This window comes from Pedobacter sp. ASV28 (assembly GCF_016428855.1).
In the GTDB taxonomy this organism is placed as follows: Bacteria; Bacteroidota; Bacteroidia; order Sphingobacteriales; family Sphingobacteriaceae; genus Pedobacter.
In genome coordinates this window covers 1-12,150 of sequence record NZ_JAELTN010000023.1, presented here as the reverse complement: position 1 = coordinate 12,150, position 12,150 = coordinate 1, and the positions used below count along the sequence as shown (strand labels likewise).

General features: G+C 39.5%; 13 protein-coding genes and 1 pseudogene. 9 read left to right on the top strand and 5 right to left on the bottom strand.

Features of this window, described 5'->3' with window-relative positions:
- Window positions 1–193 precede the first annotated feature (193 nt).
- Complete coding sequence (locus JHD79_RS10390; protein WP_199119164.1) at window positions 194–937, top strand: HAD-IIB family hydrolase; 744 nt, start codon at window positions 194–196, stop codon at window positions 935–937.
- Between the two features lie 195 nt (window positions 938–1,132).
- Here JHD79_RS10390 and JHD79_RS10385 read toward each other — a convergent pair whose 3' ends face one another.
- The 5 genes from JHD79_RS10385 to JHD79_RS10365 form a co-directional block, all read right to left on the bottom strand.
- Window positions 1,133–1,393, bottom strand: a complete 261-nt coding sequence (locus JHD79_RS10385; protein WP_199119163.1) for a hypothetical protein — start codon at window positions 1,391–1,393, stop codon at window positions 1,133–1,135.
- Window positions 1,394–1,498: 105 nt separating this feature from the next.
- Window positions 1,499–2,794: an NRAMP family divalent metal transporter gene (locus tag JHD79_RS10380; RefSeq protein WP_199119162.1), complete on the bottom strand. Its 1,296-nt coding sequence runs from the start codon at window positions 2,792–2,794 to the stop codon at window positions 1,499–1,501.
- 117 nt (window positions 2,795–2,911) lie between these two features.
- A complete protein-coding gene (locus JHD79_RS10375) occupies window positions 2,912–3,898 on the bottom strand; it encodes an MlaD family protein (protein ID WP_199119161.1) in 987 nt (328 codons plus the stop codon).
- 3 nt (window positions 3,899–3,901) lie between these two features.
- Window positions 3,902–4,675, bottom strand: a complete 774-nt coding sequence (locus tag JHD79_RS10370; protein WP_199119160.1) for an ABC transporter ATP-binding protein — start codon at window positions 4,673–4,675, stop codon at window positions 3,902–3,904.
- A gap of 6 nt (window positions 4,676–4,681) precedes the next feature.
- Window positions 4,682–5,482 carry an ABC transporter permease gene (locus JHD79_RS10365; protein ID WP_199119159.1) on the bottom strand — a complete coding sequence of 267 codons (801 nt, stop codon included), beginning with the start codon at window positions 5,480–5,482 and terminating at the stop codon, window positions 4,682–4,684.
- 265 nt (window positions 5,483–5,747) lie between these two features.
- Here JHD79_RS10365 and JHD79_RS10360 point away from each other — a divergent pair, with 265 nt between their 5' ends.
- The 8 genes and pseudogenes from JHD79_RS10360 to JHD79_RS10325 all read left to right on the top strand — a co-directional run.
- A complete protein-coding gene (locus JHD79_RS10360; protein WP_199119158.1) occupies window positions 5,748–6,956 on the top strand; it encodes an acetate/propionate family kinase in 1,209 nt (402 codons plus the stop codon).
- A gap of 110 nt (window positions 6,957–7,066) precedes the next feature.
- On the top strand, window positions 7,067–7,894 hold the full coding sequence (locus tag JHD79_RS10355) for a universal stress protein (protein WP_199119157.1): 828 nt from the start codon (window positions 7,067–7,069) through the stop codon (window positions 7,892–7,894).
- Window positions 7,895–8,177: 283 nt separating this feature from the next.
- Window positions 8,178–8,918, top strand: a complete 741-nt coding sequence (locus JHD79_RS10350; RefSeq protein ID WP_199119156.1) for an SDR family NAD(P)-dependent oxidoreductase — start codon at window positions 8,178–8,180, stop codon at window positions 8,916–8,918.
- 30 nt (window positions 8,919–8,948) lie between these two features.
- Window positions 8,949–9,833 carry a DnaJ C-terminal domain-containing protein gene (locus tag JHD79_RS10345; protein WP_199119155.1) on the top strand — a complete coding sequence of 295 codons (885 nt, stop codon included), beginning with the start codon at window positions 8,949–8,951 and terminating at the stop codon, window positions 9,831–9,833.
- Window positions 9,823–10,128: a chaperone modulator CbpM gene (locus JHD79_RS10340; RefSeq protein ID WP_199119154.1), complete on the top strand. Its 306-nt coding sequence runs from the start codon at window positions 9,823–9,825 to the stop codon at window positions 10,126–10,128. The genes JHD79_RS10345 and JHD79_RS10340 overlap by 11 nt, the downstream gene beginning before the upstream one ends.
- Window positions 10,129–10,137: 9 nt before the next feature.
- On the top strand, window positions 10,138–10,740 hold the full coding sequence (locus tag JHD79_RS10335) for a 2,3-diphosphoglycerate-dependent phosphoglycerate mutase (RefSeq protein ID WP_199119153.1): 603 nt from the start codon (window positions 10,138–10,140) through the stop codon (window positions 10,738–10,740).
- A gap of 131 nt (window positions 10,741–10,871) precedes the next feature.
- Entirely contained in the window at window positions 10,872–11,747 is an 876-nt protein-coding gene (locus JHD79_RS10330) for a universal stress protein (protein ID WP_199119152.1), read from the top strand.
- A gap of 276 nt (window positions 11,748–12,023) precedes the next feature.
- Window positions 12,024–12,150: pseudogene (locus JHD79_RS10325) on the top strand (four helix bundle protein); the annotation flags it as partial.

Genomic DNA, 12,150 nt, shown 5'->3' with positions numbered 1-12,150 from the left:
GCTGGTGTTGTTGTACTTGTTAATAAGTCTCTTCTGCTGGCTATTTCCTCTAGATGCTCTTAGTTTGTTGGTTTGATTAATATTTGCGATAGGTATGATAGGTATCATTTTAACATTGTGGAGCTATAGATTTTAGGAGATGGAAAAGACGGTCCAATATTTGTTTCTTTTTTTGATGTCCTTTTAAAAAGTTATGAAAAAACTCTTTGTGTTTGATCTTGATGGTACTCTAGCTTTAAGCAAATTACCTATTGATAGCGAGATGGGTGGATTATTGGATCGTTTGCTTCATTTGATGAAAGTATCCATCATTTCAGGAGGAAATTGGCTTCAATTTCAAAAACAGGTACTACCTAGACTTTCGGTTGGGGATGGATTGGCCAATTTATCCATACTACCAGTTTGTGGTACCCAATATTATAGTTATAACCTGGGATGGGAAAAGCTGTATGAAGAAGATTTTACTGCTGAAGAAAGAAAACTTATTTTGGAAGAATTAGGTCATGCAGTTGCCGCTGAAGGTCTTCTGCCTAAAAAACAATGGGGCGAGCTTATTGAGGATAGGGGAAGTCAAATTACCTATTCTGGTCTTGGACAGCAGGCCCCACTGGCAGAAAAAAAGATTTGGGATCTAGACTTTGGCAAACGAAAGCGGATAAAAGCAATTTTAGATAAGCGCTTGGCGGGTTTTTCCGTACAGATAGGAGGTGCTACATCAATTGATGTAACGCATAAGGGAATTGATAAAGCCTATGGCATCTTTAAGCTGAAGGAAATGCTAGGGATCGAAACCTCTGAGATGATGTTTGCAGGTGATGCCTTGTTCGAAGGAGGGAATGATTATCCCGTTCTTGCAACAGCAGCTACCTGTATACAGGTTAGGGACCCGGAAGAAACTAAAAGAGTGATCGAAGTTACTTTGGCCATGTTAAGTTAAAAGCCATCTCACAGAGCAAGAAGTTGTGAAGCAGAATACACGTGTCGATGTTGGAAGTACTTCTTGATAAGGGGAGTTTAGCTTTTGTGAAACCTAAGTCAAAATCATGGTTCATCATCGAATAGGTATAAAAGATGAATGCACCAGTAGAAGGGGGCTAGCAGATTATTGAAAAATAGGGTAGATGATAGGCAGCTAAATCAGTTGCTCGATAGTTTTTTGTGCAGGCTCGAAACTGCAAAGGGCTACTCTTGGAAACTGCATAAAAGTGGTTTTTCGCAAGATAGCATCGGTATTATAGGCCTCTAATCCTTTTTCGTAGCATGCTATAAGGTCTTGATGATACAGGGTTTCTTCTCGCTCAAAGGAATTGAGGAAAGTACTTTCTTTTGGATCTTCTGGTATAACTTCTATACGGACAGCTGTTCTGGAAACGGGTTGATAGTGATATTTCATTTGAAGGCCTTGTATTGCCCATAAAGCTAACAAAATTCTTGAATGGTTCAATTTTAAAACAGACATTTCCTAGGTTAAAATGTCTATCAGGTTTCATTACGAGATTTATATGGTAAAAAACAATGCAACGGCAGCTGCTCCCATAATGAAGAAGGTTGCCCATAAAAAAAATTTTGATAACCACCTGCTTTTGTATTCGCCCATAATCTTATCACTTGCTGCAATTTTAACGATCAGAAATAATAAGGGAACAGCAGCTATACCATTGATAACGGCCGTATAAACCAATGCTTTTACCGGATCTATGCCTATGAAGTTGATAATTAGTCCTATAAGTGTAGAGATGGTAATTACGCCATAAAATCCATGCGCTTTTCTAAGCTTAAGATTGAGACTTGCATTCCAATTGAAAGCCTCGGAAACGGCATAGGCAGCAGAGCCAGAAAGTACAGGGACTGCAAGTAGACCCAGCCCGATGATACCCACAGAAAAGATCAGTTTGGCCAAATAACCCGAATTTGGAAAAGAATGCACCAAGGGTTCTAATGCTTTGGCCGCATCGGCTGCATTTTTTACATCGGTTACACCACTATTGTGCAAAACTGTGGCACCAACTAAGAGAATACACCATGTTGTAAATTCTGAAATGATCATACCAACATTATTATCTTTGCGCATAGCGTGAATATGCGGCCAACCAATTCTGGGCTTTCCGTCTCTCATGAGGCCTTTGGCTTTCTCTTCCTCCACTTCTTGTGAGGCCTGCCAAAAGAACATATAGGGGGTAATGGTAGTACCAAACACACCGGTAATGATAAACAGAAAATCAAAGGAAAATTCGAAATGGGGTACTACGGTTGCCTTTAGTACAGTTGGCCACGGCTGATCTACAATGAATGCCGTAATTGGATAAGCCAGTAAGGTGAGTGCCAGCCATTTTAAGATCTTAGAATAAGTTCTGTAATTGGTGAAAATTTCTAAGGTTAGGATTAGTGCGGTAAAAAGTAGGGTGAGCACAACAAAGTGTACAGGAATGAGGAGCTGTGCGGCCGCCGCCATAGCTCCAATATCTGCCCCTATGTTAATGGTATTGGCCACCACTACAAGCCCCACTACTGAATAAAGAACTTTACGGCTATAATGCTCTTTTATAACAGCGGCTATACCTTTTCCTGTTACCAGTCCTATTCTTGCACAGGCTTCCTGCACGGCGGTCATAAAGGGCAGCATATATAATGCAGTCCATAGTTGTCCATAGCCAAACTGTGCACCTGTTTGCGAGTAGGTAGCAATGCCCGAAGGGTCATCGTCAGCGGCACCAGTAGTGATTCCGGGCCCTAAAAGCCCAAATAACTTTCGGATTCTTCTTAGCAGGAACTTTGTTTTGTGCTTAGAGGGCATAAATATGAATGGATGGTTAAATTTAGCTAACTACAATATACTGTATAAATTTTGGAAATGCTATTTTTTTTGGATATTAGTTTATCATATTTAATGATTAGGTAATATAAAGCTGTATTATTTTTGTCCTGTTTTTTTTGCTTCTTCCTTGGCTCTTTTTTTGAAAAATCCCCTAAAAAGGAAATTGCTCTGTAATGCTTCCAAGTCTTCGTTAAGTTTTATACTACTCAGCTCAAGATTGGTCATAATGGTTCTGATTTGCTGAGCCATTTTAGGGTCATTAAGCAATAAGCCAGCTGCATTTTCATTTGATTTCAGTTGTGCAGAGGCTGTATGTAGGTTGTTGGTAAGTAGCTCTGCCGAAGCTGCGGAATGTTGTAGAGAAATAGCAGACTTTTCTAATTTTTCAAATAAAATAGTATCTGTTAATAGCTTGTCCATTAGCCCGTTTTTGGTGTTCAGGGTATTGGTGAATCTGTTCAGGTCTTGAGCAGTTTGTTTTGTGGCCATTGTGGTGCTATTCAGGTTAGCCACCATGGTTTTAAAATCGGTCGCAATTTTTTCATCGCTAAGTAACGCACCCGCAGCACCCTTGCCATTGACCAGGTTGTTGGCCAATATCTTGAAATCGGAGGTAATGTCCAACAAGTTTTTATTATTTACTTGAAGAGTTTTCATAATTTCGTCAGTAGAGACTGAAGTATTGCTTACCAAGCTGTCGCCGTCCTCCACGAAAGGAGATTTTGGATTCCCACCTGTAATGACTACAATCTTGTTGCCAATAAAACCATCGGTACTGATGCTTGCCCCAGCATCCTTATGGATATATTTGTGTACGCCTTCTTCAATATTCATGAAAACCCTGACCTGCGAGGTGCCAAAGAACTCTATTTTTTTAACGGTGCCAATTTTTACGCCCGAAAACCACACATTGTTGCCCTTCTTCAACCCTTGTATATCATTGAAGATGGCACTTAGGGTAAAGCTCTTTACAAAGGTTTTTTTCTGCGATCCTAGGGTGAAAATACAAAGGATGAAGATCAGTAGACCTAAAGTAATGAATAGACCTACGATGATTTTTTTTCGGTTATCTGTTACTGACATTTGCTATTGAATAAAATTGTAATTATAAAATGCTTGAGCTTGCTCATCGCCCGAATTGAAAACCTTTTCAAAAGTGCCCTGTCTTTCAAAATGCCCATCTACCAACATGGCAATCCTATTGCCGACCTCCTTTGCACAGGTAAGGTCATGGGTAATAATGATTGCACTTGTATGAAATCGTTCCTGAACATCGTTGATCAATTTATTGATTTCAATGCAGGTTATAGGATCAAGACCTGCAGATGGTTCGTCATAGAGCATAATTTCAGGTTGAAGAATGAGTGTTCTGGCAATACCAATACGCTTTCGTTGGCCACCCGAAAGTTCCGAAGGCATTTGGTTAAGGGTTTTTAGTAATCCTACTGCATCGAGCATTTCATCTATACGTTTTTCGGTTTCGAGCTTGGTTAATGATCTTTGGTTACGTATCAAGGGAAATTCCAGATTCTGTTTAACGGTCATGCTATCATATAATGCACTGCTCTGAAAAGAAAAGCCTACCCGCAGTCGTAGCTTTAAAAGCTCCTTATACGTAATCTGGTCAACAGTTTTACCTAATACGTTCACCATTCCAATGTCTGGTTTCAAAAGGCCAATAATAATTTTGATCAGGACAGATTTTCCTGAGCCAGACTTACCAAGTACCACCAGGTTCTCTCCCTTAATGAGGTCGAGGTTAGCCGAGGAAAGTACTTTCATGTCGCCAAAAGACTTGTTTAATCCCTTGATCTCGATTACTTTTTCTCTATTGGTATCGGTTAATTCTTTTTGTTGCATTAGTATTTAGGTTATGAAAAAACTGAAAAACTGTACACATACTACTTCTTCTACAAAAATGAGGAACATGGCAATGACCACAGAGGCATTGGCGGCCTTACCCACACCTTCAGTACCCTTTGATGAGTTGTAGCCCTGATAGCAACCAACCATGCCAATTGTAAAACCAAAGAGGATGGCCTTGGTGGTTGAGGCCGTAATGTCCAAAAAGGTTATACTCTCCAAGGAGCTCTGAAAAAATGCACTGGCACTGGTACCTTCGTTGATGGAAACGTTAAGTAGAGAGCCAAGCATGCCGATCATGACTGTATAAAAGGCAAGTATTGGCATAGTGATGGTGGCGGCAAGCACCCTGGTTACCACTAGGTATTTGAAAGGGTTAGTGGCAGATACCTCCATGGCGTCGATCTGTTCGGTCACATTCATTGATCCGAGCTCTGCACCAATGCTCGAACCTACTTTTCCTGCAGCGATTAATCCAGTTAGCAGCGGAGCTAATGTTCTGAGGAGCGCAATGCCAACCAATGATGGGAGCCATGAAGTTGCACCAAACTCTGAGAGCGATGGCCTAGATTGTTTGGTGAACACAAGCCCAGTGATAAATCCTGTAGTAGAGATCAATAGTACAGATCTGTACCCAATTTCATAGCATTGTCTCATTACTTCCTTGAATTCATAAGGTGGAAGGAGGGCTTCCTTAAAGAATCTAATAATAAAACGATAAATGTCATAAATCGTCAAGAACCATACAGCTATTTTGCCTGGCTGTTTGATGGCAGATTTAGGGCTGTGGTCTGAGGTCTTCATTTAGGGTTACTTGTAAATTATTGGATTTACAGTTGTTGATCGGCCATGGTATATATACAATTTATAAGATGATTTTGTTTTACTAAACCAGCAAATGGTCCATTGAAAATATGATAGGTTATCTAAACTTTTGGCTTTAAGATCGATGAATAGATCCAGTCATTTGGTGATCTTCATCATCAAATTAACCGTTTAGTGATCATTTTATAAGGATCATTTTCAATTTATATTTAGGAGAAATTGTTTCCTATTTCATTAATCGCTTATGAAAGGCAAAACTTTGTTAAAGTGGAAAAAATCAGATGGATTGATCCTTACTCTTAACTTGGGCTCATCGAGCTTGAAATTCAATCTCTTTCGCTTTGGTAGCCTTGAAAAGGAATATGTTGGTTCAATAGCTGGAATTGGAGAAAATCAGGGTACGTTAGAGATCAGTTCAAAAGAGAATCGGCAATTAATTAAAAAGACATTTTCGCACCCAACATTGGACACTGCCATTAAAATGCTTATGGAATGGGTATCTAGTCATATAAACAAATCGGAAATACTTGCCATTGGGTATCGAGTGGTACAAGGCGGCCCATTACATGTGAGCCCGGAGGAAATCACAGAAAAACTGCTTATAGATCTTAATTTATATAGTTATTTGGCACCCAATCACCTGCCCAGTGAGCTCAAACTTTTAAGTATCTTTGGTAAAGTCTATAGCGGCATACCACATATTGCCTGCTTTGATACTTTTTTCCATAAAGAGATGCCAAGCCGTTCCAAGTTTTATCCCTTGCCAGAAAATTATAGAGAAAATGGACTTATACGTTACGGTTTCCATGGTCTTTCCTATGAGTCCATCTTTAGACAGTTACTTAGGGAAGATACCACTGTCCGAAAGCAAAAGGTGATCATTGCTCATTTGGGCAATGGTTCAAGCCTAGCAGCTATTGCTACGGGCATTGGCAAGGATACTACTATGGGCATTAGTCCCATGGGCGGATTGGTCATGGCTACAAGATCAGGAGACCTTGATCCAGGGGCTATTCTTTTTATCCTCAAGCAGGATCGGCTCTCTGTTGAACAACTTGATGATCTGTTGAGTAAAAAATCTGGATTAAAGGCCATGGCGGGTACTGGAAATATGGAAGAGATAATTGAGCAAAGTAAGCATGATCAAAAGGCAAGGGATGCATTTGAGCTATTCTGTTATCAGGTTAAAAAATATATAGGCTCATTTGCTGCAGCGCTTGGTGGCCTTGATCTGTTGGTGTTTTGCGGCGGAATTGGAGAAAACTCGGCTTTGGTAAGACAGGAAGTCTGTGCCTCAATGGAATTTATGGGCGTGAAACTAGACCATCTTTCCAATATTAAGGGCAGAAGCCTAATTTCCCACCCTAATAGCAGGGTTACCATTAGGGTTATGAAAACTGACGAAGAACTTATGATTGCAGCACATACGCAACGTATATTAAATGCTAAATAACACCCTAATCTGCATATTGGTATGAATTGATGTTAAACAACTGTACTGATGACCTCTGTCATTAAATTCAAGCATTGGGCGAGCTACCTTTGTTTTAAATAAAGAGCTGGATGAAAAACTTACTTGTTTTAAATGACCATAGTCCACAAGCAGAACACGCCGCTTTATTTGCATTGGATTTGGCCAAAAAAATGCATATGGGCCTTGTTTTGGCCAGCATTTCTCCTCAAACAGGTGCTGTCTATTATCCAAACCAACAATTGACTTCCCATGAAACCTTGGAGAAGCATCGGTCAGATTTGATGGGTAGCTTATTGCTCCTTGAAAAACGCTATACCGACTTTAATCCTGTTGTGCAGGAGGTTGAACTTACAGATTTTACCGGAGAAGAGCTTTTGCGATTGACAACTGATCATAATGTATATATGGTCATCAAGGGAATGGATGAGTTCCTTCCTGCTGCTTTGCTAAATGTCAACTTGGCTATTAACATGCTGCTTAGTGAAATCAAATGTCCTTTGTTGATCGTCCCCTCCTCGTGGGAGTTTAATGAATTTAGAGATTTGGTCTATCTGACCGATCTTCGCTTCTGCGGCTTGAAAACCGTTAGTTTTATTGCAGATCTTGCTCGTGAGTGGAATGCAAATGTAACAATTGCACATACTACGGTTAGTGGACTTCCTGAAATTGAGGCCGAAGAAGCTAATGCTATTTTTAGAGATGAAATAGACCACCATGTAAACTATCATAACATTTCCATAAACATGCTCAAAAAGGAAGATATTTCAGAAACAGTCCAATCAATGGTGAAGGATTTCAACGCCGATCTGTTGGTATTTGTTAACCAGCATTTTCATTTTAACACCTTTACCAAACAGTATTTTAAGGACAAATGTACATTGTATAAACCTGTACCTATGTTGATCTTTCCTTATTAGTTGCAGCTATAATGGTTTGTTTGAATTGCTTATAATCAGTGTTTTAATTGTCTTATAGTGGCTTGGCGTTACGGGGCAGGGTATATTTATAGAAACATTCGCGGTAGAAAGTTTAGTTCTTGAGCAATATATAGATGCAACTTGTTGATTGTAAATTCAATAAAAGTAAAACAGAAACCGATGTTAAGACGTTGTGCAAATATGTTCATCGTTAACAACAGAAATTGTCTGTCGGAATGGATTGAAACATACATTTTTTATCATAAAATAATACAATCATAATATGGAAGGTAAAACAGTAATTGTTACGGGTGCCGCTTCAGGCATAGGGAAAGCAGTGGCACAATTATTTGCAAAGGCAGGGGCCAATGTGGTGGTATCCGATATCCATGAGCCAGATGGGATACAATTAACTCAAGAGATCAATATTGCAGGAGGTAAGGCCTCATTTTTCCGAACAGATGTTGCCGTTGCAACAGAGATGAAAGTATTGGTTGATTTTGCCGTAAGTACCTATGGTAAACTGGATATTGCAGTAAATAATGCCGGAATTGGCGGGGAGCAGAATCCAATTGCCGATATGAGCATTGAAGGTTGGGAAAGGGTCATTTCAGTAAATCTAAATAGCCTTTTTTATGGTATGAAGTACCAAATTGCCGCCATGTTAGCGAGTGGTGGGGGAAATATCATTAATGTTTCTTCCATTTTAGGAGCTGTAGGTTTTGCTGGGTCTGCCGGATACAGTGCAGCCAAACATGGCGTTATTGGGCTTACCCAGACCGCAGCGTTAGAATATGCTGCCCAAAATATCAGGGCAAATGCAGTTGGCCCAGGTTTTATTGATACCCCGTTGCTTAACGCTCTTGATGCGCAGATGAAAAGCCAGCTGGTGGCCATGCATCCGATTGGCAGGTTGGGTAAAAGTGAAGAAGTGGCGGAGTTGATCTTTTGGTTGGGAAGTGACAAATCTTCATTTGTGAATGGCAGTTACTATCCAATTGACGGGGGATATTTGGCCAAATAAATACTGACAGTTTAGTTTAAAATTTTAAGCATGGACCATATAGACTATTATGGCGCATTGGAAATACCCAAATCGGCAAGTGCAGCAGAGGTTAAGGCTGCCTATCGAAAGTTGGCCAGAAAATACCATCCAGACCTTAATCCCAATAATAAGGAGGCAGAGAAAAAATTCAAGGAGATCAACGAGGCCAATGAGGTGTTGAGTGATCCTGAGAAAAGAAAGAAATATGATCAACATGGAAAAGACTGGAAACATGCAGAGGAATTTGAAAGAGCAGAATACCAACAAAAGAGACCATCTGCAAAAAATGCGGGACAACCATTTTCGGAGGAGGATTTTTTCGATGTTTTTGGGTCCATGTTTGGTGGTTCTGCCAACCAGGGACGGCAACCAAAGTTCAGGGGCAGCGATCTCAATGCAGAATTACAGCTTAACTTACGTGATGTTTACAGTAGTCAACAACAAACCCTCACGGTTAACGGAAAGAACATTAGGTTAACTTTTCCAGCTGGAATAGAAGATGGTCAGGTCATTAAGATTAGGAACCATGGTTCTCCAGGAGCAAATGGAGGCCCCAACGGTGATCTTTATATTACCTTTTCCATTAACAACGATACCAAATTTAAAAGGGATGGAAAAAACCTATATACAGACGTAGCGTTAGACCTTTACACTGCGGTATTAGGGGGAGAGATACTGGTTGATACTTTTAATGGGAAAGTAAAGTTGAAAGTGCCACCAGAAACCCAGCCTGGAACAAAGGTTAAACTTAAAGGCAAGGGATTTCCAGTGTATAAAAAAGAAAATGACTTTGGTGATCTCTTTATCACCTATCAGGTTAAACTGCCTACCCATCTTTCAGCAAAGGAAATAGAATTGTTCACCGAGTTAAGTAAGATCAAAAATGGAAAATGAGCATTTGGTATTGATCACCAAGTTCTGTTTGCACCATGATGTTGAACCATCATTTATATCTTCCCTTCATCAATTTGGGCTGATTAATGTGAAGCAACAGGGAGAAGAACTTTATCTCTATATAGAGGAGATAAGTGAGGTAGAAAAAATGGTGCGGTTACACCATGAACTGGGTATTAATTTAGAAGGAATAGATGTCATTAATAATTTGTTGAAACAAATCATTGAATTACAGCATGAATTACAGCAGGCCAGAAATAGGCTGAACACATTTGCGCCCGATGATGAACGTTAATGATCAATAATGGCTAGGCTTATTTTATTGAGACATGGTCAGTCTGAGTGGAACCTGGAGAACCGGTTTACAGGTGAAATGGATATTGGCCTTACCTTTCAGGGAGAACAGGAAGCAAAAAAAGCAGGAAAGCTATTAAAAGAATTTCCCATTGATATTGCTTACACTTCGGTATTGAAAAGAGCGATATGTACGCTTGAAATTATCCTTAAAGAAATTGGACGCCAAATTCCAGTGGTCAAGTCTCCAGCATTGAATGAAAGAAATTATGGGAAATTACAGGGACTGAATAAGGCTGAGACAGCAAAAAAATATGGCCCGCAAAAAGTGTTGTTATGGAGAAGAAGCTTTAGCATAAGACCTCCGGGTGGAGAAAGCCTAAGAGATACATTTGAACGTGTAGTTCCTTACTATCAAAAAGAAATAATGCCCCAATTAAAGGTAAATAAAATGGTGCTGATCGTAGCTCACGGAAATAGCCTTAGGGCATTGATTATGTATTTGCAAAAATTAGATGAACAAGAAATCTCAAAACTTGATGTGGTTACTGGGGTGCCTCTTGTTTATGATTTTTCCCCTCAAATGGAATTGATAAAAATAGAATATCTATAGGTGTATAAATTGATTTTTTCGTTTGTTCAATATCATGAGAAAGGATGATGGTTGTCATTAGTTAAGGGGGGTAATTTGTTGAAATTTAAATAAGTAGCCTCATGGTCATCAACCATTAAAAACATATGCTAATGAAAAAGATCTTAGTGCCCACTGATTTTTCGTGGCCAGCCAAAAATGCGGCCATTTATGCCATGCATTTAGCCAAGGTAATGCAGGTAAATGTTAAATTGTGCAATGTGATTATGGTACCTCTGGAGATCCCCATAATGGCACAGGCTTCCTGGCCTTTGGTAGAGTATGATACCTTGGAAGAAGAATCGACACAGGAGCTGAAGATGACGGCAAAAAAATTGGAAAAACTTTTCGAAACGGAAGCCATTTTAGATTCCTTCCGACCAGCTATTGATTATTCAATAGGGGTTGGGTCAGTTCCTGAAGCGATTAATACTTTTGCAAGTAATCCTGTTGTAGAGATGATTGTGATGGGCATGTCTGGATCTGGAGGAATAACGCAGTTTTTATTGGGAAGTAGTTCAAGAACAATAATAGAAACGGCCAAAATACCTATTTTGCTGATCCCAAAAAATATCCGGTTCAATGGTATATATAAAATTGCATTTGCTACAGACCTTGGCGCAAAAGATGTGGAACTGATTGGTCAACTGGCTGACTTTGCAAAGAAGTTTAATGCAGAAATTCTTTTGGTTCACATTGGTGATGAGGCGCCAGAAGGCAAACACCAAGAGAAGGTAGATCATTTTATGAAACAGATAGGGAATAGCGTTGGCTATGCTAAGATTGATTATGAATATGTGTGGAATATTGACATAAATCATGGTTTAGAATGGTTTGCAGAGCATAGACAGGTAAATATGCTCGCAATGGTCCACAAGAAACATAGTGTATTCTATCGAATTTTTAACGGTAGTCATACCCAACATGTTAAAGATCGGATCAAGCTGCCGCTACTTGTGATTCCTGAGTTCTCAACTAAGAAAGTTTAAACCAGAAAAAAGAATGCCGAGCTTTTTGAATACGCTCAACGTCAATTATTTTAAGAAAGTGCCCAAAAAACCATAAGCTCTTTTCCTTAAAAAGAAAACTCCCTCAACGTAAATCTCCTTAATTTAGCGAGAAAGTAGAATTTTTGGACACTCTTTTTGCCAATGAAGAATGGGTTAATTTTTGTTTTGATTGTAGGAAATGTTAAGCCTCTTTATAATGCTTCATATGTGATCTGTGGAAATTTCCTGCCAAATCGATGCATTCATCATTTTTAAGCTGCATTTCCAAAGGAAGAAACATATGGCTTAACTTCTCAAATTAGACGATGTGCGGTTTCAGTACCATCCAACATTGCCGAAGGTTCAGGAAGACAACATCCAAAAGAAACCATTCAATTTCTAG